The sequence below is a fragment of the Nocardia callitridis genome, assembly GCF_039543305.1.
Lineage (GTDB): Bacteria > Actinomycetota > Actinomycetes > Mycobacteriales > Mycobacteriaceae > Nocardia > Nocardia callitridis.
Genome location: NZ_BAABJM010000002.1, coordinates 1,247,262 through 1,269,056, shown reverse-complemented (window position 1 = coordinate 1,269,056; position 21,795 = coordinate 1,247,262). Strand labels below are relative to the sequence as shown.

18 protein-coding genes are annotated in these 21,795 nt (G+C 66.0%); 10 read left to right on the top strand and 8 right to left on the bottom strand.

What is annotated here, in order from left to right:
* The first annotated feature begins 12 nt into the window (after positions 1-12).
* Positions 13-1,524, top strand: coding sequence for a flavin-containing monooxygenase (locus tag ABEA50_RS14485; RefSeq protein WP_345495861.1), 1,512 nt, complete (start codon positions 13-15; stop codon positions 1,522-1,524).
* A gap of 88 nt (positions 1,525-1,612) precedes the next feature.
* On the opposite strand, the gene ABEA50_RS14480 is transcribed toward ABEA50_RS14485, so the two are convergent.
* Positions 1,613-1,930: a hypothetical protein gene (locus ABEA50_RS14480; RefSeq protein ID WP_345495860.1), complete on the bottom strand. Its 318-nt coding sequence runs from the start codon at positions 1,928-1,930 to the stop codon at positions 1,613-1,615.
* Positions 1,931-2,235: 305 nt separating this feature from the next.
* Between ABEA50_RS14480 and yajC the strand changes: the two genes are divergently transcribed.
* From yajC to ABEA50_RS14455, 5 genes are all read left to right on the top strand, one after another.
* Positions 2,236-2,619 carry a preprotein translocase subunit YajC gene (gene yajC / locus ABEA50_RS14475; RefSeq protein WP_345495859.1) on the top strand — a complete coding sequence of 128 codons (384 nt, stop codon included), beginning with the start codon at positions 2,236-2,238 and terminating at the stop codon, positions 2,617-2,619.
* 171 nt (positions 2,620-2,790) lie between these two features.
* A complete protein-coding gene (secD, locus tag ABEA50_RS14470) occupies positions 2,791-4,617 on the top strand; it encodes a protein translocase subunit SecD (RefSeq protein WP_345495858.1) in 1,827 nt (608 codons plus the stop codon).
* A 5-nt stretch (positions 4,618-4,622) separates the two neighbouring features.
* Positions 4,623-5,849 (top strand): protein translocase subunit SecF, encoded by a 1,227-nt coding sequence (secF, locus tag ABEA50_RS14465; protein ID WP_345495857.1) that lies wholly within the window; start codon positions 4,623-4,625, stop codon positions 5,847-5,849.
* Positions 5,850-5,867: 18 nt separating this feature from the next.
* Positions 5,868-7,586: an ABC transporter substrate-binding protein gene (locus tag ABEA50_RS14460; RefSeq protein WP_345495856.1), complete on the top strand. Its 1,719-nt coding sequence runs from the start codon at positions 5,868-5,870 to the stop codon at positions 7,584-7,586.
* Positions 7,587-7,622: 36 nt separating this feature from the next.
* The gene (locus tag ABEA50_RS14455) at positions 7,623-8,195 is read left to right on the top strand and encodes an adenine phosphoribosyltransferase (protein WP_345495855.1); all 573 of its coding nucleotides are present in this window, start codon (positions 7,623-7,625) and stop codon (positions 8,193-8,195) included.
* 58 nt (positions 8,196-8,253) lie between these two features.
* On the opposite strand, the gene ABEA50_RS14450 is transcribed toward ABEA50_RS14455, so the two are convergent.
* The 4 genes from ABEA50_RS14450 to ABEA50_RS14435 all read right to left on the bottom strand — a co-directional run bounded on the left by ABEA50_RS14450 (position 8,254) and on the right by ABEA50_RS14435 (position 14,123).
* Positions 8,254-8,622 (bottom strand): hypothetical protein, encoded by a 369-nt coding sequence (locus ABEA50_RS14450; protein WP_345495854.1) that lies wholly within the window; start codon positions 8,620-8,622, stop codon positions 8,254-8,256.
* 254 nt (positions 8,623-8,876) lie between these two features.
* Complete coding sequence (locus ABEA50_RS14445) at positions 8,877-11,570, bottom strand: terpene synthase family protein (RefSeq protein ID WP_345495853.1); 2,694 nt, start codon at positions 11,568-11,570, stop codon at positions 8,877-8,879.
* Between the two features lie 28 nt (positions 11,571-11,598).
* Positions 11,599-12,654, bottom strand: a complete 1,056-nt coding sequence (locus ABEA50_RS14440; protein WP_425577649.1) for a polyprenyl synthetase family protein — start codon at positions 12,652-12,654, stop codon at positions 11,599-11,601.
* Positions 12,655-12,716: 62 nt separating this feature from the next.
* A complete protein-coding gene (locus ABEA50_RS14435; protein WP_345495851.1) occupies positions 12,717-14,123 on the bottom strand; it encodes a family 2B encapsulin nanocompartment shell protein in 1,407 nt (468 codons plus the stop codon).
* A 551-nt stretch (positions 14,124-14,674) separates the two neighbouring features.
* On the opposite strand from ABEA50_RS14435, the gene ABEA50_RS14430 reads away from it, so the two are divergent.
* The 3 genes from ABEA50_RS14430 to ABEA50_RS14420 are packed head-to-tail and all read left to right on the top strand — an operon-like array spanning position 14,675 to position 17,430.
* Positions 14,675-15,112, top strand: coding sequence for a MarR family winged helix-turn-helix transcriptional regulator (locus tag ABEA50_RS14430; RefSeq protein ID WP_345495850.1), 438 nt, complete (start codon positions 14,675-14,677; stop codon positions 15,110-15,112).
* Positions 15,109-16,836 (top strand): MFS transporter, encoded by a 1,728-nt coding sequence (locus ABEA50_RS14425; RefSeq protein ID WP_345495849.1) that lies wholly within the window; start codon positions 15,109-15,111, stop codon positions 16,834-16,836. Before ABEA50_RS14430 ends, ABEA50_RS14425 begins: the two co-directional genes overlap by 4 nt.
* Before the next feature lie 3 nt (positions 16,837-16,839).
* Positions 16,840-17,430 (top strand): isochorismatase family protein, encoded by a 591-nt coding sequence (locus ABEA50_RS14420; protein WP_345495848.1) that lies wholly within the window; start codon positions 16,840-16,842, stop codon positions 17,428-17,430.
* Between the two features lie 43 nt (positions 17,431-17,473).
* Here ABEA50_RS14420 and ABEA50_RS14415 read toward each other — a convergent pair whose 3' ends face one another.
* Positions 17,474-18,088: a TetR/AcrR family transcriptional regulator gene (locus ABEA50_RS14415; protein ID WP_345495847.1), complete on the bottom strand. Its 615-nt coding sequence runs from the start codon at positions 18,086-18,088 to the stop codon at positions 17,474-17,476.
* 113 nt (positions 18,089-18,201) lie between these two features.
* Here ABEA50_RS14415 and ABEA50_RS14410 point away from each other — a divergent pair, with 113 nt between their 5' ends.
* Positions 18,202-19,023 (top strand): SDR family NAD(P)-dependent oxidoreductase, encoded by an 822-nt coding sequence (locus ABEA50_RS14410; protein WP_345495846.1) that lies wholly within the window; start codon positions 18,202-18,204, stop codon positions 19,021-19,023.
* Positions 19,024-19,066: 43 nt separating this feature from the next.
* Here the strand turns inward: ABEA50_RS14410 and ABEA50_RS14405 are convergent, their stop codons facing one another.
* Complete coding sequence (locus ABEA50_RS14405) at positions 19,067-20,323, bottom strand: cytochrome P450 family protein (RefSeq protein ID WP_345495845.1); 1,257 nt, start codon at positions 20,321-20,323, stop codon at positions 19,067-19,069.
* Positions 20,324-20,531: 208 nt separating this feature from the next.
* Positions 20,532-21,716 carry an aminoglycoside phosphotransferase family protein gene (locus ABEA50_RS14400; RefSeq protein ID WP_345495844.1) on the bottom strand — a complete coding sequence of 395 codons (1,185 nt, stop codon included), beginning with the start codon at positions 21,714-21,716 and terminating at the stop codon, positions 20,532-20,534.
* Positions 21,717-21,795: the final 79 nt, after the last annotated feature.

Here is a 21,795-nt window from a genome sequence, read left to right as displayed (position 1 = left end):
TGGAGGTTCGACGTGGCGCCTCGATACGACGCGGTGGTCGTCGGTGCGGGATTCGGCGGAATAGGGGCGGCGATCCAGCTCGATCGGCTCGGTCTCGGTGATTACGTCGTCCTCGAACGCGAAGACGATCTCGGCGGGACCTGGCACGTCAACCACTACCCCGGCCTCGCGGTGGATATCGCCTCGGTCACCTATTCCTACTCGTTCGAGCCCAATCCGCACTGGAGCAGGCTGTTCGCGCCGGGCGCCGAGCTGAAGAAGTACGCCGAGCACGTCGCCGACAAATACGACCTGCGCCGCCGAATGCGCTTCGGCACCGAGGTGCGCGGCGCCCGCTGGGACGACAACGAGCAGCAATGGGAGGTCTCGCTCGCCGACGGCGAGGTCCTCACCAGCCGCTATCTACTCGCAGCGACCGGGTTCCTTTCCCAGCCCTACACCCCGCCGTTCCCCGGCATCGACACCTTCGAAGGCAAGATCATCCACACCACCGCGTGGGAGGACGACTTCGACGTCACCGGCCGTAAGGCCGCGATCATCGGTACCGGCGCCACCGCCGTGCAACTGGTTCCCGAGTTGGCCGAACGTGCCGAGGCGCTGACCGTCTTCCAGCGCACCCCGATCTGGGTTGTCCCCAAGGTCGACGCGCCGATCCCCGCGGCGGTGCGCACGCTGTTCGAGCGGGTGCCCGCGACGCAGCAGGTCGCGCGCATGGTGAACACCACGATGCTCGAGGCGCTGATGGTGATCGGCGTCCTGCACTTCAAGCAGGCCAAGCCGCTGAATCGGGCCGCGGGCCTGCTGGCCAAGGCGCACCTGCGTACCTCGGTGCGCGACAAGCGAACCCGACGTGAGCTCACCCCGCATTACGACTTCGGGTGCAAGCGTCCCACCTTCTCGAACGCCTACTTCCGTGCCTTCAACCGGTCGAACGTGCGCTTGGAGACCAGCTCGATCGAGCGGATCACGCCGCGCGGCATCGTGACCGCCGACGGCACGGAGACCGAGATCGACACCCTGGTCCTCGCCACCGGGTTCAATCTCTGGGACGTCAATTTTCCCGCCATCGAGATCATCGGACGCGACGGCACCGACCTCGGAAAGTTTTGGCGCGACAACAGATTTCAGGCATACGAGGGGATTACCGTCCCGAAGTTCCCGAACTTCCTCAGCCTCAACAGCCCCTACTCCTACAGCGGCCTGTCGTACTTCACCACGATCGAGGCGCAGATGAAGCACATGGGCAGGCTGTTCGGTGAGCTGGTGCGCCGCGGCGAGACCACCTTCGAGGTCACCGAACGGGCGAACACCGAATTCCTGGACCGGGTCACCGACAAGCTCGGCTCCTCCGTCTTCTACGGCGGCGACTGCTCCACCGCGCGCAGCTACTACTTCAATCAGCACGGCGAGGCGGCGCTGTTGCGGCCCAACAGCACTGTCAGCACCTACCGGCACGCGGTGAGCTTCCCGCTCGACGATTACAGGTACGGCGCGACAAGCATCCCGGAAGTTCCTTCGGCGTAACCGCACCGGAAAGGCGCTCGGATCCTGTGTTATTCGGTCCTGAGTAGACCGAACTATTTCAGGTCAGAGCGCCTTTCGCGCGCACAGATCAGATGTTCCACCACCGCAGTTCGTAGTACTCGACGGAGCAGCCGTCCCTCTCCGTCGCCGGATTCACCGGGCAATCGAGCATACCCGCCGGCACGTGGTGGACGACGCTGCACTGGAATCCCAGCTTTGAAGGTCCGCCGGCTGCCGAGACAGCCTGCCCCCCCGCGACCATGCATTCGCCTTCTGACCGGAAAATGTTGGGCGCGGCAGTCGCCGTTTGCACCGTGGCCGCGCTGAGAATTCCCGCCACCGATAGAGCGAACATAACTTGCTTGGCGCGACGACTCGTATTGGCGGTCCTGATGGAAGTTGACATCGACATGGATTGTCCTTTCGGTGATCTCCCCCGGCTTTTCGGGCTTGTTGTGTTGGACGGCCTTGTAGCGCAAGGGGTTCCATCATCGATATGTGATTCAGATCACAGATGACGTCGCACTTCGGCGGACCACTCAGCACCCACCGGAAGGTGGTGATCTTCCCGCTCGAGCGAAGTGCGAGGAGCGCTATCAGTTCGGGACGCCAGGGAGCCGCGAACACCCGCGCCCGCGCGGGACAAACGGAACTGGCAGACTGTGTGGGTACTTGTCCATCCCACCCACTAACTAGGGACTGACTTCGACGATGGAACTTCTGTTTCCGCTTCTACTGGTTGCCCTGCTCATCCCGATGTTTCTCGGCGTTCGGCGCCAGAAGCGTGAGGCCCAGAAGGTCGCGGACATGCAGGAAACCGTGAAGGTCGGCGACCGGGTCATCACCACCTCCGGCCTGTACGGCACGGTGGTCGAGGTCGACGAAACGACCGTCGATCTGGAGATCGCCGAGGACGTCGTCACCACGTGGCTGCGCCAGGCGATTCGGGAGGTGCGCGTCGACGACGAGCTGCCCGAGGGCGACGTCGCGGTGGCCACCCCGGCCGAGGAGGAGACCGCTCCGCAGGCCGAGGCCGAGACCACCGTTGTCGAGGAGACCTCCGATCAGACCGAGACCCGGCTGACCAAGGACTGACTTCGTTCGGTAGCACCTACCCGATTCGCCCCGGGTAGGTGCCCGCGTGCGCGGCTGATCGGCCGTGTCCGATGTCGGGGCGCGCAGTTCCTTCGTGCTTTGTGTTCTTCCTCGGTGTTTTCCCTGATGTTCTTTCTTGACCCCGACCTCTCGCATAGGAGATGACGTACTGTGCCACCTTCGCAGGGATCGGCGCATCCGCTCCGGTTGCTCGGCGTTTTCGTTGCGCTACTCGCCGTGATCTACGCGCTGGTTTTCTTCACCGGCGACAAGTCGCTCAAGCCCAAGTTGGGTATCGATCTGCAAGGCGGCACCAGGGTCACCTTGACCGCGCGTACCCCTGACGGAAGCAAGCCGAACCAGGACAGCCTGAAGAAGGCACAGGAGATCATCGAAAGCCGCGTCAACGGCCTCGGCGTCTCCGGTTCCGAGGTCGTCATCGACGGCGACAACCTGGCGATCACGGTGCCCGGCGACGACGGCCAGCAGGCCAAGACGCTGGCGACCACCGCCAAGCTGTACATCCGTCCGGTGTTGCAGGCCATCCCGGTCTCCGCGCGTGAACAGGCGGGGCAGCACCAGCCGGGTGCACCGGGTGCACCCCAGCCGGGGCAAGAGGCACCGCAACGGGGTCAGGAAGCTCCCGGTGGCGCACCGGCTCCTGGCGGAGACACAGGGGCACCCGCTCCGGAAGGTGCGGCACCGGAACAAGCTCCGGCAGCGCCCGCGGGGGATGAACAGTCCGAGCCGCAGGGACGCGTCTTCCCGGCGCAGGCACCGGAACCGCCCGCGCCCACCCCGAACGGCGACCAGGGCGCGCCTGCTCCCTCGCAAGCACCCGCGCCGTCGCAGACCCCCGCGCCCGCCGACCCGAACCTCGCGCCGTCGGAACAGACCAGTCGTGAGATCCAAACCGCGAAGGCGCTGCGCCAGAGCGACGACCCCGCGACGCAGGAAGCCGCCGCGATGGCGCTGGATTGCGGTAAGGCAGACCCGCTGGCGGGCAACGACGACCCGAACCTGCCTTTGGTCACCTGCTCGACCAACGGTCAGGAAATCCTGCTGCTCGACAAAACCCGCATCGACGGTCAGGAAATCAAGGACGCCAGCTCGGGCTTCGACCAGCAGTCCTCCCGCAACGTGGTGAACCTCAACTTCAAGTCCAGCGGTAGCGACTCGTGGGCGAAGCTCACCGGCGAATACGTCAACAAGCGAGTCGCGTTCGTGCTCGACTCCAGGGTCGTCAGCGCCCCGACGGTGGACGAGGGACCGCAGCAGGGCGGCAACACCAAGATCTCGGGTAACTTCACCCAAAGCTCGGCCAAGGAATTGGCGAACACGCTGAAGTACGGTTCGCTGCCGTTGTCGTTCCAGATCTCCGAAGCCGAGACCGTGTCGGCGACCCTCGGGCTGTCCTCGCTCAAGGCGGGTCTGCTCGCCGGTGCCGTCGGACTCGCGGTGGTGCTGCTGTACTGCCTCGCGTACTACCGGATGCTCGGCTTCATCACCGGATTGTCCTTGGTCGCATCGGGTTTGGCTGTCTACGGCATCATGGTGCTGCTGGGCAGGTGGATCGGATTCACCCTGGATCTCGCCGGCATCGCCGGTTTGATCATCGGTATCGGTATGACCGCCGACTCCTTCGTCGTGTTCTTCGAACGCATCAAGGACGAGATGCGCGAGGGCCGAAGTTTCCGTTCGGCCGCGCCACGCGGGTGGGCCAGGGCCCGGCGCACCATCCTGTCGGGTAACGCGGTGAGCTTCATCGCCGCCGCGGTGTTGTATGTCCTCGCGGTCGGCCAGGTGAAGGGTTTCGCCTTCACCCTCGGCCTCACCACCATCCTCGACGTCGTCGTCGTGTTCCTGGTGACCGCGCCACTGGTGTTGCTGACCTCGCGGACCGCGTTCTGGTCCAAGCCGTCGGTGAACGGCCTCGGCGCGATCCAGCAGGTAGCCCGTGAGCGGAAGGCGGCCGCGGCCGCCGTCGGGAAGGCGTGAGCGCGATGACCAACAGCCACACCAAGTCGGGACCCAACCCCACCGAAACCACCGACGTCTACTCCTCGGTGCGCAGTGCCCCGCCCAGGCACGGATTCCTCAACCGCCTCTACACCGGTACCGGTGCGATCGAGGTGATCGGCAAACGCCGTATGTGGTACGTGATCACCCTGGTGATCGTGCTGATCTCGTTGGGAAGCATGCTCTTTCGTGGCTTCAACTTCGGTATCGACTTCGAGGGCGGATCGAAGATCCAGTTCCCCGCCGGCTCGGCGACCACGAGTGAGACCGAGAAGGTCTACCACGACGCGATCGGCAGCGACCCGGTGTCGGTGCAGACCGTCGGTACCGGTGCGGCCGCCACGATCCTGATCCGGTCGGAAGCGCTCGACAGCGCACAGACCGAAAAGCTGTCCACGGATCTGTTCAATGCCTTCCATCCCAAGGACGGCAGCGGTACCGAGAGCCGGGCCGCGATCAGCGCGTCGGATGTGAGCGAGACCTGGGGAAGTCAGATCACCCGAAAGGCGCTGATCGCGCTGGTGGTGTTCCTCGTGCTGGTCGCGGTGTACATCACGGTGCGCTTCGAACTGCACATGGCGTTGGCGGCGCTGGCCTCCCTCGGTTTCGACGTCGCCGTTACCGCAGGCGTGTACTCGATCGTCGGCTTCGAGGTGACGCCGGCGACCGTGATCGGCATCCTGACCATTCTCGGGTTCTCGCTCTACGACTCGGTGGTGGTATTCGACAAGGTCGAGGAGAACACCAGGGGCATTCTGCATCTGAATCGCCGAACCTACGCCGAGCAGGCCAATCTCGCGGTGAATCAGACGCTGATGCGCTCGATCAACACGGCTTTGATCGGTATCCTCCCGATCGTCGGCCTGATGGTCATCGCGGTCTGGATGCTCGGCGTCGGCACGCTGAAGGACCTCGCGCTGGTGCAGTTGGTCGGCCTGCTGGTCGGCACGTACTCCTCAATCTTCTTCGCGACACCGTTGCTGGTGTCGATCAAGGAGCGGTGGGGTCCGGTGGCCGCGCACACCAAGAAGATCAAGGCACGTCGTTCCGGGGCCGCGAGCGCACGGGCCAGTGCCGAAGCCGATCGTCGCCTGCGCGCGGCGACGGGCAGGAACGACGAACCGGCACCGCGCAGGACTCGCGAACCGGCGGGACAGGGGCCGGGAACCGGTGCGCGACCTACCGGGAAAAGGCAGAAGCGGCGGCACTGACAACCAGGCAGGGGTTTCATGCGACAGGCAGGCGGCGTCACTCGACTGATCGGAGCGCTCGTCGCGAGCGCCCTGGCCGGGGCGGCGGTGACCGGATGCTCCAGCGAAGACCAGGTTCCGTCCATCGGCTACGCCGTCGACGCGACGCTCGCCACCTATAACGGCGCCACCGCGCTCGGTGCGAGCAGTGGTTCGGCCGCCGTGTTCGGCCGGGTGCTCACGGGGTTCTTCTACACGGGTCCGGCCGGACAGCAGGTCGCCGACACCGACCTCGGGACCGCGAAGGAGGTGCCGGGCGAGGCGCAGACCATCCAGTATCGGTTGAACCCCGCCAGCACGTACTCCGACGGTGTGCCGACCTCGTGCGACGACCTGGTGCTCGCCTGGGCCGCGCACAGCGGCAAGTACACCAAACCCGGTGAGCACGGTGAGGTTCCGTTGTTCGACGCCGCGACCACCGCGGGGTACTCGGATATCGAGCGGGTGGACTGCCAGCCGGGCTCCAAGGACGCGACGGTGGTCTTCCGGCCCGATCGGCACTACCTACCGTGGCGCACGCTCTTCGCCGCGGGCGAGCTGATGCCCGCGCATGTGGCGGCTCGGGCGGCGAATGTCTCCGATGTGGTGACCGCGGTGTCGGGTGCTGACCCCAGCGCGATCGGCCGGGTCGCCGAGTTCTGGAATACCGGATGGAAGCTGGAACCCGGCGATATCGACATCGCGAACTTCCCCTCCTCGGGTCCCTACCGGATCGAGTCCTACAGCGCCGAGGACGGCTTGGTGCTCGTGGCCAACGAACGATGGTGGGGGGAGAAGCCCGAAACCCCACGGATCGTGGTGTGGCCCAAGGGCGTCGATGTACAGCAGAAGATCGCCGACAACGCCGTCGGTGTGGTCGATGTCGGCATGGGGTCGGTGAACGGCCTGCAGCTGGACGGGTTCACCGCCCAGGACGTGCCGAGTCGCGGTGCCGAGCAGTTGACGTTGGCTACCGGGGGTGTGTTCGGCTCCGCCGATCTGCGGCGCGCGTTCGCCCTGTGCGTGCCGAGGCAGCAGCTGTTCAACGACGTGGGCAGGGCCAAGGATGCCCCGCCGAACGGTCTCGGCTCCGGTCCGCTGAACGCGCATGTGGTGCAACAGGACTCGCTGTACTACGCGGCCGTCACCGGGGGTGCCAACAAGTACGCGAACCCGGATGTCGGCGCGGCGATCAAGGCGGCGTCGGCGTCGGGAACGAAGAATCCGACCGTCCGCATCGGCTACCAGCTTCCGGACGACCGGCGTGCCAGGACGGTGTCGATCATCGCCGAGGCGTGTAAACCGGCCGGTATCAACGTGGTCGACGCCGGAAGTCCGGAGTTCACGCCCGCGCAGCTGACCGGTGGTCAGGTCGATGCCGTGCTCGGCGGCACCGCGTCGGCGCCCGGCCCGTCCGGCTCGGCCGACGGAGTGGCCGCGACCAGCGCTTTGGTGGCCGGCGATGGCCTCAATTTCGGAAGTTACGCTAACGGTCGTTACGATACGATCACCAATCAGCTTGCGGCCGATGATGATTCGGCCACAAAACTGAGTCTGCTCACCGAAGCGGAAAACGTGTTGTGGGCGGACCTGCCGAGCATTCCACTGTTCGCCACCCCCCGCACCATCGCTTTCCACAACGGTTTGCGCAATGGTGTCGCGGGCCCCACCCAGGCGGGGTCCGGGTGGAATATGGACCGCTGGGTACTGACGCGGTAACAGGTGTCGAGGGTGACGTGACATGGAGAGGTATCGATGAGCAAGCACGCGGCGATCGAGTCCGACGAACTGGTCGACGAACGGCTGACCAGAGCTGCCGAGTCGGTCGAGCGCCTGACTCGCTGGCGCGATGATTTCCCCACTCCCGGCGTGCGTTTCGCGGATCTGACGCCGGTGCTGGCCGACGCGGAGGGCTTTCGTGACGTGTTGGACTGCCTCGCGCACTGCACCCCCGAGGTGGATCTGGTGGCGGGCATCGATGCGCGTGGGTTCCTGCTCGGCGCCGGCGTCGCCGCCACGCTCGGTACCGGCGTCCTCGCGGTGCGTAAGGCCGGGAAGCTCCCGCCCCCGGTCCTCGCTCGCGAATACGACCTCGAATACGGTTCGGCCGCACTGGAAATCCCCGCGGACGGGGTAGACCTCACCGGCCGCCGCATTCTGCTCCTGGATGACGTGCTCGCCACCGGCGGCACCCTCGCCGCGGCGGCGTCGCTGTTCACCAACGCGGGTGCCGAGATCGTCGCCGCCGCCGTGGTCTTGGAGCTCGAGGAGCTCAGCGGTCGGGAACGCCAGGGCGATTATCCGCTCACCTCGATCGTGAAGATCTGAGTCTTCGGTTCCCAGCGGCACCGCGTCGCCGTGGTGGTGGCGCCGGGTTGTGGCCGGGTCAGCAGCTCAGTCCCGAGTAGCCGGCCATGTGAATGACGAAGCCGTAGCCGCAGAGCATGGGGAGTATCCCGAGCGTGGCGATGCCGCGTCGCAGGATGCTGATGTGCTGGCGGGGGAGCCACAGGGCGACGAGAACGACTACTCCCAGGATGAGCAGCGCTGTGGCGCTGGTGATCTGGAAGATCTCGGCGTACCGGAAGGCGGCGTCCTCGGAATTCGGGCCGGATTGCACACGCCCGCAGTAATCCCAGCTCCCGTTGGTGAACAGGCTGAAGCCCAGGATATAGGTCGCGGGACCCAGTGCGGCCGAGACCACGACGTAGAGCGCCACGCACAGAAGCGGGCGCTCCACGGTCTTCGTGTCCATGATCGGTACCGTAATCGGTCACCAGCGTTGGGGAATCCGGCCTGCGCGCTCGGCGACCGAGGTGGTGGAAGCGCCGTGACGACCCCCAGCCGTCGGATGTGGGTGCCGTGTACTCGGCGATCGTGGTTTCCGAATCCGGGCCACTCGGACGAGACACCGGGGCATCACCCGCTCATCTCGCTCATGTCGTGACGACTTTCCCGTCGCAACGACACCGAGAAGGCCGGCTCCGCGTCCGCCCACGGGTCCTTGCGTTATCCCGAGGCGACGCCGGACGTAGGTAATGCCGCGTGACGGAAGTCGTGCACTCGTGTCCCGGCGGTGCCGAGCCCGGTTGGGCGGTGCGAGTGGCCCACGGGCGCATGTCGCGGTTCGGGTGTGGGCGCGGCGTCCAGCTCGGTTCCGTCGGTCGAGACGCCCGCGGTGCGGGGGTCGGGTGCTCGGGTAGTGGCGCCCGGGCCGGTTGGGCGGTGCGAGGACGGGTGCGCGGGTGGTTCCTGCGCTACCTCGGACGCGGGTGTGGTGTCCGGTGCGGGGGCCGCCGCGGGACGAAGGTCGAGTAGGCGGGCCGCGGTGGTGCCCAGGCCGGTTGGGTGGTGCGGGGAATGGCGTGCGGGTGGTTCCTGCGCTACTTCCGACGTGGGTGTGGTGTCCGGTGCGGTTTCCGCGGTAGCCGTCGTAGGACGCAGGTCGTGTACGCGGGCCGCGGTGGTGCCCAGGCCGGTCGGGCGGTGCGGGGTAGGGTGCGCGGGAGTCTCCGGTGGCTCGGGTGTGGTTGCGGAGGCGTCGGTGTCGGGTCCGTAGCGCGCGTGCAGGTGGGGTTCGTCGTAGCGGAAGCATTCCCGGTGCCAGTGCAGGATGCCCGCCATCCAGTCCTCGAGTTCGCTGGCGCGTCGGTCCAGGGCGGCCCGTGCGTCGGCGTCGAGGTCGTATTCCTGGTAAAGCACGGGCAACTGTGTGGTGACGATGCGTTCGAACTGCTGAATCCGTGCCGTCATCAGGTTGTTCACGGTCTCGACTGCCTCGTCACGCCCGCATTCCAGGAAGTTCTGGATCACCCGCACCGCATTGTGGAAGTCGCCCTCGAACTGCGTTTCCTTCTGGTAGGAGAACAGGTCGTTGAGGAGCGTCGCGTAGTCGGTGGCCGTATGTTCCAGGTCGAGGATGGTCTGGGTGCGATACACCCTCGGCGGTACCAGCCCGCCGTGCGAGAACCGCGACAGTGCCATGGTGAGATCGGAACCGAAAGTGCGCCTGCGCATTTCCACGTAGTCGACCGGGTCTGGAATGCGATGGGTGATCTCGTTGGCCACCTCCCATTCGCAGCTGTCGGTGAAAGCGGTGACCGCCGCGGCGAATTCGGCGGTCTGCGTGGCGTCGAGTACCGCGGTGGTGCGCCGCCACAGGTCGGCGAATGCGCGCTCCATCGCGTTGGCGGGCACGGGCGCGGAGCCGGGAGTGGCGGTCATGATCACGTGGAATCTCTTGCCCTGGGCGATCGCGCTTGCCAGGTCTTTACGGCGGCTGAACACCTGCGGGTAGTAGTCGTCGACGAAGGTTCCCCAGGTGAGCCAGTTGGCCGAGAGATCGAGTTCGGCGGGGGTGGCATCCGGGTCGAGTCCCGCCGAGCACAGCGGGAAGTCGAAGTCGACGAGATCCTGTGGGCTCCACAGGGGTTGGCCCGCCAGGTCGGGTATCGGGTCGTGCAAGCCGACCAATGCGCCCCAGTGCGTCAGGTTCGTTCGCGCGGCGTCGAGGTGCGGGCTCAGCCGCAACCGATACGGCATGCAGATCTCGGGCAGCGGTGTCGGGCCGACGGGCTCGGACGGCGGATTGGTGAATCGGGTGATTCTGCGCAGGCTCGGCGTGCTGACGGGTGCGAACAGGTAGGCCGCGGAACTGCCGACCCCGAACGGTTTGAACGCGCGCGCCAATGGATTCGCGCCACCCGTCGAACCGGAATTCATGTACCGGCTCGACCGCATGTGCCACTCGTGGCCGCCGGATTGCCAGTCCTGCAACCCTTTCGCGTACGTGAGCACCGCGGCTTGCTCGAGCGGCCCCGCCGCGCGGTCGGCGAACAGCACCGGCAGCTCGGTGAGCGCGGTGTGCTCGAACTGTTGTAGCCGGGAGGTGAGTAGGTCGTTGACCACCTCCGCCGACCGTTGCGTGGGATAGCCGAAAAACCGTTCGATAACGAGGATTCCGTTGGCGTTCTCGCCCTCGGCGCGCACCTCACGCTCATAGGAGAAGATGTCGTTGCGCAGGTGCACCGCGTCGGAGAAGGTGTCGCGCAACACCTGAAGGGCGCGCGCGTCCGCGAGCGAGGGCGGAATCTCGGCACCCACAGCGTGTTCCACCAGATTCGCCGACCACGGTGCGCCACCCACCATGCGGCGCTTCTCGATGTATTCGATCGGGTTGGCAACCCGCCCTTCGGAGATGTTCGTCAGTTCCCAGCGCGATTCCTCGAGCAAGGCACGCGTGGTGGCGGCGAAACGTCGTCGCCAGTGCACCGACATCTGCGGCACCGTGCGCACCCACAGGTCGGCGAGGCCACGTTCCACCGGATTGGTGGGCTCGGGCATCGCCTCGCCGTGCAGTGGCATGAACGCGCGCAGGCGATCCAGATAATCTTTGGCGCCCCTGTTGTCTCGGGTGCGCTTGAACAGCTCGAGGAAGTGATCGTCGAAGTAGAACACCCAGACGTACCAGTCGGTGATCAGGTCCAGCTCGTCGCCATCGCAATCGGGATGGGTGTAGGCGCACAGCAGACCGTAGTCGTGGCGTTCCAGGTCGGTCTCGTCCCAGATATGGCGGCCCTGCTGGTCTTCGAAGAAACCCATCTCCTCGGCCCACCCGCGCGCGTGCGCCCGCGCGCGGTCGACATTCGGGTTGAGCCTCGGCGGATAGGGCAGGTAGAACTCGGGAAGCTCGAAGGGGCGCATCGTCACTCCTCGTCGGTGGGCCTGATGGTTATCGCTCGCGGTGGGAGGCGAGTTGCGCCAGCGCGATCAGATCGCCCGCCGCGTCTCGATCGGGCAGGACCGAGATGGCCGCGATCGCCGAGCGCACCCGTCGGTCGGCGAATTCCTGCGCCGATCGTCGACCGCCCGCCGCCTCGACCAACGCGGCGGCCCGTGTGCTGTCGATCGACCCCGCGCGTCCCTCGGTGCGGTAAAGGGCGGCCAGCTCCCGTGCGGCGGGTGTGCCCGACTCGAGCGCGGCGATCACCGGAAGCGACATGCTGCGGCGGGCCAGGTCGTCGGCCGGTTTACCGGTGACCGCGGGATCGCCCCAGATACCCATCAGGTCGTCGATGAACTGGAACGCGAGGCCGAGTTCGCGGCCGAAGCACTCCAGCGTGCTGACCGTGGCGCCGTCCGCCCCGGCGCAGAGCGCGCCGAGGGCGGCGGCACACCCCATGAGCGCGCCGGTCTTGCCGGTGGCCATGCGGACGTACTCGGAGGTATCGGCGTGTTGTGTACCGGCGTCGAATCCGGTGTCGAGGTGCTGACCGATGCACATGTCGACCACGGCGCCCGACAATCGCGCGACCGCCGCAGCGGCCACGGTATCCGGCAGTCCCGCTACCAGGACGCGCATCGCGAGCGCATGGAGAGCGTCGCCGAGCAGGATCGCATCGGCGCTGCCCCACACCGCCCACACCGTCGGACGTCCACGCCGTGTCCGATCGGTGTCGATGATGTCGTCGTGCAGCAGCGTGAAATTGTGTACCAATTCCACCGCGACCGCCGCGGGCACCGCGTCGTGCGCCCTCGCCCCGCAGGCGAGGGCGGCACCGAGAGTCAGTGCCGGACGCAGCGCCTTTCCGCCCGCGGCGTGGACCGGTGATCCCGCGGTGTCCCACCAACCGAAGTGATATCCGGCCATGGTGGACATGGGTTCGGGTAGCGTGCGAATCGCTTCCCGCAGAACAGGTTCACACAGGGTGCGGGCATGACGCAGAATTACCGCGGCCCGCTGTTGTGGTGGTGTCGACACGATATCGACCATCACTCTGCCCCCAATTCTTCTCCTCGAATATCACCGATGACACACCGCGGATCCACGCCGCGACCGCGCGAGTCTCGTCAGTCCGCTTGGCGCGATACCACGACGTTGTCGAGCACGCCGAGCGCGTCGGGAACCAAGACGGCGGCGGAGTAATAGCAGCTGACGAGGTAGGAGATTATCGATTGGTCGTCGATCCCCTTGAAACGAACATTGAGACTCGGCTCGTACTCGTCGGGAATGCCGGTCTGGTGCAATCCGATGACGCCCTGGTTCTTCTCCCCGACGCGCAGTGCCATGATCGAGGTGGTCTGGGTATCGCTCACCGAAATCTTTCCGCACGGATAGATCGGGACGCCGCGCCATGCCGGAACCCGGTGGCCGTCGATGTTCACCGGGTCCGGATAGATGCCGCGCTTGCTGCATTCCCTGCCGAACGCCGCGATCGCTTTCGGATGCGCGAGAAAGAATTCCGTGCTGCGGCGCATGCTGAGCAATTCGTCGAGATCGTCCGGGGTGGGCGGGCCCGATTCGGTGTAGATGCGTTGTTTGAGATCGCAGTTGTGCAGCAGGCCGAAATCGGGATTGTTCACGAGGTCGTTTTCGCGGCGTTCGTAGAGGGCCTCGATGGTCAATCGCAGCTGCTGTTCGATCTGGTTCATCGGGTCGTTGAAGAGATCCGCGACTCGGGTATGTACCCGCAGCAGGCTTTGTGCGAGACCCAACTCGTATTCGCGCGGGTTCGCGTCGTAGTCGACGAAGGTTCCGCCGAGCAGTGGTTCGCCGTGATGGCCCGAGGCGATCTCGATATCGGCCTCGCCCCGATTGTTCTGCGGGTTGCTCGCGGCGCTCTGTGCACGCGATATCTGTTCGCGCAGTGCGGGATTAGCTTCGAGCAGCGGCTCGAGTGCCGTTCTCGGCAGCGCGAGCAGGGTTGTCCTGGTGACCGTCTTGATGGTGACTGGCCAGGTGCCCGAATCCTCCCCCAGTGCGTCGTGGCCGAAATAGTCACCGCCGCCCAGCATGCCCACTTTGGTTTGTTCACCGAATTCGCCGGCAGAGATCTTGTTGAGCTTTCCGTGGACGACGAGTAATACCCGGTCGATGGGGTTGCCGATTTCCGCGACCACGGTGCCGGGATCGAGGTTGTGCTGTTGAAAACGTTCGGCGAGCGCACGCAGCGTTTCCTCGTCGTCGAAATCTCGTAGCTGCGGGAGTTCGCGCAGCTCCTGGGGGATGACGCGGGCCGAACCGCCTTCGATGACGAATTCGACTTCGCCGTTGCCGACGGTATGCGTGAGTCGACGGTTGACACGATAAACACCGCCGTTGACCTGCGTCCACGGCAGCATGCGGGTGAGCCAGCGCGAGCTGATTCCCTGCATCTGCGGTTCGGACTTCGTGGTGGTCGCCAACCGCTGGGCGGCGGCGGTGCCGAGACTCTTACGGATCTGGTCTTGCGCGGACGTCGACAGTTCGATGGTCATAAGTGATCCTCACCTCGAGATGCTCGCCGAGACGTGATGAGATTGTCGGAGCCGACAGGGAATGAAAACGGTTCTGCCACAACGAAAAAGGCACACCTACGTGTGCTCATATATCCTGGGTGCTCGATGAAATGTCTTGCGCTAGAGCGCGTTCGAAGACTCTGTCGATGGTAGGCCCTGGAATCGGGTCGGCGCAATGGAAACCCGGAAGATCAACGAGATCCTCGGCGTGTCACAGCTATTCGGCGGTTATGTCGCGGCAATTCGCTGGCGCGCGCCGAAAAATATGGCGGCGGCATACCGTCTAGTCCGGTGATGTCGGGATCGTTGTCGGTCTCGTAATGCAAGGTTCGTCGCCGGATGTCGCACTCTGCATGGCTCGGAAGGGCCCACCTCCGGGTGACCGACCCGGTGTGCCGCAATGTCATTGGTGACGTCGTCGACGTGAACTCGGGGCGGTAGGGGCACGGAGCGCAACTCGATGTCGCGATGGTCCCGGATGGGGTTTTTGCCCGAGTTGATAAACTAAACTGATCAGTTAGCCTGATGATATGTCCGAGAAGCACGAGGCCGTCGAGATCGCGAGCGCCTTGATGGTCGGGGTGGGCGCGGTGGCGCGGCGGATCCGGCAGGTACGCGTGCCCGGCGAGCCGACCATGCCCGAACGCACGGCGCTCGCGCGGCTGGATCGCGGCGGTCCCGCGACCTCGGCGGCACTGGCCAGGATGGAGCAGATCACCCCGCAAGCCATGGGCGTCACGCTCAGCGGCCTGCAGGCGCGCGGATTGATCGAACGGCGCGCCGATCCCAACGACGGCCGCAGCGTGGTACTCGCCCTCACCGAAGAAGGGCTGCGGGTGCTGAACGAGAAGCGCGGAATCCGCGTCGAGCTGATCGCCGACGCGCTCGCGCGGGAATTCTCCGACACGGAAGTGGCGCAGCTCGCCGCGGCGGCACCCCTGCTGGAACGAATCGCACGCGCACTGTGACTGCTCGCCAGATCACCGAAGGGGCTCGCCAGCAACAGGAACCGACCAGCCGCTACAAATGGGCGGCGCTCACCAACACCACGGCGGCGGTGTTCATGTCGGGCCTGGACGGGTCGATCGTGCTCATCGCGCTGCCCGCTATCTTTCGCGGCATCCACCTCGACCCGCTGGCGCCGGGCAATATCGCCTACCTGCTGTGGATGATCATGGGCTACCGACTGGTGCAGGCCGTGCTCACCGTGACCGTCGGGCGACTCGGTGACATGTACGGCAGGGTCAAGATCTACAACGCCGGGTTCGTCGTGTTCACCATCGCGTCGGTGCTGCTGTCGTTCGACCCGTTGGTCGGCGGGCACGCCGCCATGTGGTTGATCGGCTGGCGGGTGTTGCAAGCCGTCGGTGGTTCGATGCTGACCGCGAACTCGGCTGCCATCCTCACCGATGCGTTTCCCGCGAACCAACGCGGATTCGCGCTCGGCGTCAACCAGGTCGCGGCGCTGGCCGGCATGTTCATCGGCCTGGTCGCGGGGGGACTGCTCGCGGCATGGGATTGGCGTGCGGTGTTCTGGGTGAATGTGCCGGTCGGCATCTTCGGCACCATCTGGGCCTACCGCACCCTGCGCGAGACCGGCCGCCGCGGCGGCGGCCGTATCGACTGGTGGGGCAACCTCACCTTCGCGGTCGGACTGTCCTCGGTGCTGATCGCGGTGACCTTCGGACTCCAGCCGCATGGCGGGCACGCCATGGGATGGACCAACCCGCTCGTCCTCGGCATGGGTATCGGTGGACTGGCGCTGTTGGTCGCGTTCGTCCTGATCGAGCAGCGCGTCAGCGCGCCGATGATTCCGCTGGATGTCTTTCGGGTGCGCGCGTTCACCGCGGGCAATCTCGCCAGCCTCGCCATCTCCATCGGCCGAGGCGGTATGCAGTTCGTGCTGATCATCTGGTTACAGGGCATCTGGCTGCCACTGCACGGCTACGACTACAGCGAAACACCCTTGTGGGCGGGGATTTTCATGCTCCCGCTCACCGTGGGATTCCTGATCGCCGGACCGGTGAGCGGTTATCTGTCCGACCGGGTCGGCTCACGCGGGCTCGCCACCGGTGGAGCCTGGTTGTTCGGTGCCAGCTTCGTCGGGCTGTTGCTGTTGCCGATCGACTTCGACTACTGGATCTTCGCGCTGCTGATCCTGATCAACGGCGTCTCCAGCGGTATGTTCGGTTCGCCGAATTCGTCCTCGATCATGGGCAGCGTGCCCGCACACCAGCGCGGCGTGGCCTCGGGGGTGCGTTCGACCTTCCAGAACACCGGCACCGCCGTGTCGATCGCCGTGTTCTTCGCGCTGATGGTCGCCGGGTTGGCCAGCAGCCTGCCGCACACCATGGCCACCGGACTGCAACAGCAGGGCGTGTCGGCCCAGGTGGCGGGCGAGGTGTCCACCCTGCCACCGGTCGCGACACTGTTCGCCGCGCAACTCGGCGAGAACCCGATCGCGCACCTGCTGCAACCCAGCAGCGTGCTGCCCACGCTCAGCGCCGAACAGCAGCAAACGCTGACCGGGCGAGAGTTCTTCCCGCAGTTGATCTCCGGGCCGTTCCATTCCGGCCTGATGATCGTGTTCGGTTTCGGCGCGACGCTGGCGCTGCTCGCCGGTGTCGCGGTCCTGCGCGCAGGAGGTCCCGCCACCAAAAGATCTGTCGAAAACCCTGATCCTGAGGAGTAATTCATGACCATGACCACGCTCGACCCGCGTACCGCGCTGGTTCTGATCGATCTCCAGCGCGGCATCGCGACCATACCGACCGAGCCGTACCCCGCCGCCGAGGTGATCGACCGCTCGGTCCGGCTTGCGGAAGCCTTTCGCGCACACGGGTTACCCGTCGTCCTCGTGCGGGTCAGCTTCGCCGCCGACGGCGCCGACGCGCCGGTGGGTCGCACCGAGCACGGGCGCGGTGGCCGCGCTTTCCCCGAGGGCTGGGACCTGATCGTCGACGAACTGTGGGGACACCCCGAGGATCTCCTTGTCACCAAGCACAATCCGGGTGCCTTCCACGGCACCGACCTGGACGTGCAACTACGTCGGCGTGGCATCACCCAGATCGTGCTCGGCGGCATCGCGACCAGCATCGGGGTGGAGTCCACCGCGCGTGCCGCCTACGACCACGGCTATCACGTCACGCTGGCCACCGACGCCATGGCCGATCGCAGCACCGAGGTACACCGCCACAGCGTCGAGGTGACCTTCCCGCATCTGGGGGAGCGGGGGAGCGCGGAGGAGGTCATCGAGCTGCTGACGAAGACCCGCGAGTCGCTGTGATCGGTTGATCGACAAGCGGTTTCGCTGTGCGTCGGGGAATGTGTCACGGTCGGAAGGCGCGGAGAGTGGCCTCGACGAGTGAGTCGGCGTACTGCGCGGTGAGCGGACCCGAGCGGTACAGCCACCGCTGGAACAGCGGCGCGTAGAGCACTTCGAGGACCAGCTCGAGATCCGCGTCCTCGGCGAGCTGACCTGCCCGTTGGGCGCTGCGGAGCCGGGTCTTTTTCGCCTCGTCCACCGGGTGCGCCAATTTCTCCCGGTACAGCGCGGCGAGCGAGGGGTCGTTGACGATCTCGGTGGTCAGCGCGCGAATCGGCTGCTCGAAGTCTCGGTCGGCGAACTCGGCGACGGTGGCGCGCAGGACAAGTTTCAGGTCGGCCTCGAGGTCGCCGGTGTCGGGCAACGTGATCGCCGATCCGGCGGACTCCGGGTCGGTCGTCGCCTCGCTCAGCGCGAGGAACGAATCGACGATCACCGCGCCCTTGGATGGCCACCACCGGTAGATGGTCTGCTTACCGACCTTCGCGCGCGCGGCGATGGATTCGATCGAGATCTTGGCGTACGGCACTTCGGAGACCAGTTCCCTTGTGGCCGTGAGGATTGCCTGACGTGCGCGTTCGCTGCGTCGGGGGCCATCGGAAGTCGAGGCGTTCGGCATGGTCGCCAGCGTACCAGTAATCGAGACGAGACGGTCCGTCTTGACTTGTGGTGGCGGGTGGTCTATCTTTTGGTGAACCGAGACGCACCGTCTCGACAAAGGAGGTAGAGCAGATGACGACCGCCAAAGTGTGGTTCATCACCGGAGCGTCCCGTGGACTCGGCCGGGCCTTCGTCGAATCCGCGCTGGATGCGGGCGATCGCGTGGTCGCCGTCGCTCGCGACACCGCGCCGCTCGACGAACTTGCCGAGGAGCACGGCCGAAGTTTGGTTCGCTTCGCGCTGGACGTCGCGGACCGTGGCGCCGTATTCGCCGTGGTACCAAAGGTTTTCGCCGCGTTCGGCACCGTCGACGTCGTGGTCAACAATGCGGGCGGCATGTTGTACGGGATGGTGGAGGAAGCCACCGAGGAGCAGATCCGGGCACACCTCGACGTGAACTTCTTCGGCGCGGTGTGGGTGGCGCAGGCCGCGCTCACCCGGTTGCGTGCACAGGGATTCGGTCACCTCTTACAGGTCACCTCGATGGCGGCCGGTGCCGGCATGGCATCGGTCGGCTTCTACGGTGCGGGCAAGGCGGCGCTGGCCTCGCTCACCGAGGCCATGGCGATGGAGGTGGCCGGACTCGGCATCAAGGTCACCAACGTCGAGATGGGTGGTTACGCCACCGGCCTTTTCACCACCGGCGCCACTGCCACCGAGCCGTTGCCGCATTACGACGCCCTGCGCGACGAACTGGCGCGGATGTGGGGTACGGACGCGGGCCCCGACCCGAGCACGGCGGCACCGGTCATCAGGGAGCTGGCCGCATTAGCCGACCCGCCCCGTCGGCTCATCGTCGGCAGCGTGTCCTACGACCAGGTGCACGAGATGAACGAGGCGCGCGCCGCCGTGCACCGGGAGTGGGAACAGCTGAGCCGGATGGCACCGGGCTGAGCTCGGCGCCGACCGGTCGGGCCGGATCGTGTGGTCGCTCCGCCTACAGTGCTGGCATCGGTGCGGTAGGCGGGAAGGTCACCGGTAGCGCGGTGAGCGCGCGATGGAACGGGCCCGGTCGCCATTCGGGCGCTCCGGTGGAGCGGTCGAGACGCATCTCGGGTAGCGCGTCGAGGAGTTGATCGATGGCGTTCTGGGCGATCAGGTAGGCGGGGGCTTGCGCGGGACAGGCGTGCGGGCCGATGCCCCAGGCCAGGTGGGCGCGATTGCCCGACACGGTGTCGGTGCGGATCGCGGGGTCGTTGTTGCAGGCGGCCATGCTGATGACGACTGGCTGATGCGCGGGCAGCCACACGTCGTTGATGAGCATCGGTTGCCGAGGGTAGGTGATGAGCAGATTCGCCAACGGCGGGTCGTTGAAGAGGACCTCGTCGATCGCGTCACGGGAGGAAAGGTTTCCGCCCATCACGCTGTCGCCGAACCGCTCGTCGGTGAGGATCAGCAGCAGGGTGTTGACGATCAGGTTCAGCTGGAACTCGATGCCGGTGCCGTAGACCTGCGAAACATGGTGGGACACCTCGACATCGTCGAGCCCGGCCGGGTGCTGCAACAGCACCGAGGTGATGTCGGCGCGGGGTTCGCTGCGTTTGAGCTGCACCAGTTGCATCAACGCCTCACCGAGCATCTGATTGCCCTTCTCCGCGTCGACACCCTCCAGTAGCGCCGCGGTGCCCGCCGCGACCTGCTGGCCGATCTCCGGCGGACAACCCAGCATCGCGTTGATCACCTCGAAGGCCAGCGGGAACACATACTGGCGAATCAGATCCGCGGCGCCGTCCTCACAGAAGGAGTTGATCAGCGGCACCGCGATCCGCTCGACCGTATTGTGCAGGGCGTACAGGTCCACTTCGGCCATGCTCGCGGTGATCGCCCCGCGATATCGGACGAATTCGGCACCGGCGCACCGGCTGGCCATCGGCCGCCATTCGAGCAACGGCAGGATCGGACAGTCGGCGGGGACGTTCTGCTGCCAGGCGCGGGGGTCGGCGGGAAAGTGCTCGGGATCGTTGAGAATCCGCACCGCGGTGTTGTAGCCGACCACGAGCGTCGCCGGGACGTCGGGCGCGAGTTCGATCGGGACCAAAGAGCCGTAGCGCCGACGCATCTCGGCGTAGGCGGTGTGTGGGTCGGCGGCGAACTCGGCGGTGTGCAGCGGTACGCGCTGGTCGCTGTTTTCGAAGGGTGAGCCCTGCTGTACCGGGGAGGTGTGCAGCGGCCAGCGCGATTGCGGCGTATTCAAAGGGTGAACTCCAGACTATTCGAGTGGCGGTACACCTGCTCCGGGTCGAGTCACTGCCTCGGGGAGCGCATGAGCCGGACTCGGCCGGAATCGGTGGCGGAACACGCGCGGGCTCCCGCCGCGCGGACGAACGCCTTCGGGACGACCCGGCCGCGCGGCGGCGGGACGGTTCGGATCGACGACGGGTAGCGGTGTGCGCAGCACCGCACTACACCGAGGCCGGGATGTCGAGCGCGCCCAACGAATCGTGGTCGTCGATGGCGGTGGTGATGCGCTGCAACAGCGTCAGGCAGGTCTGCTCGGACTGCATCTTCGGCTGATAGGTGGCGCGGCCGATGGTGAAAGCCCAAGCGGCGTAGGCGAACAGGGATTGGCGTCGATAGGTCAGCCATGCCTCATCGAACGAAGGTGCCGCGCCGTCCAGGTCGCCGAGTTCGTCCAGATACGCCTTCAACAGGTCGTGGTCCCAGGCGCGGCGATCCTCCGGTTCGCACCCGGAATTGACGGTGTAGGCGAAATCGTGCGCCCAGCCCCCGCGCATCACCACCTGCCAGTCGACGAAGCCCATGCGCCCGTCGGCGGTGCGGTAGGTCTGGCCGATGTGCGGGTCGCCGTGCAGCAGTGTCGGGGGGAGGTCGGTCGTCGCGATGTCGAGTGCGCGTTCGACGCCACGCCACAGGCGTTCGCTCTGTCCGTGCAGCGCCTCGGGGACCACTTCCTCGGCGCGCCGCAGTCCCACGGCGCAGCGCTTCTTCATGTCGATCGCGGCGAGGTAGGCCTGGAGCATGTAGTTCGGGTCGTTGAGGACCGAGATGGCCGGGTGCTGCCAGAACGTCCGGTGTAGTCGAGCCAGATTACGGACCAGATCCTCGATCTGGTCGCGGCCGATGGGGGCGTTCGGTTCGCTGAACACCGCGCCTCGGGTGGCAGCGATGTCCTCCATCAGCGCGATCGATCGCCATGAGCCGGGGTCGGCCGCGCCCCAGTACCCGATCGGTGCCTCCATCTCGACCAGCGGACGGAAGTCGCGGAAGAACCTGGTCTCGCCCTCGATCATCTTTCCGCCGCCGAGCAGGATGCGCTGGCTGAAGGCCGTGGTGGTCTTGGCGAACAATTCGGTCGGCAGCCCGGCCTCGGTGCCCGCGTCGTTGTATTCGACGCGCAGCGCCACGCGGGTGGCGGTGCCCTTGCTGCCGTTCTCGGTGCGGAACGAAAGTACTTCCGCGCCTTCGGTTGTACGGCACAGCACTGCGGTGAGCCACTGTGGGGTGAGGGTCTCGCCGGAGATCGGAACGTCCTCGATGACCCGTGCTCTGGGCCGGACGACGCTCTCGCGCAACAGATGTCCGCCTACGGTGGCGGATCGTCCTAGTAGCCAGAGCTTGTGGTGCATGTGGTGCCTCGATTCCCGGATTGTGACGCGACTGTCCCCACTGGCTGCCGTCGGTGCGCAGCACGCAGGACAGTACATG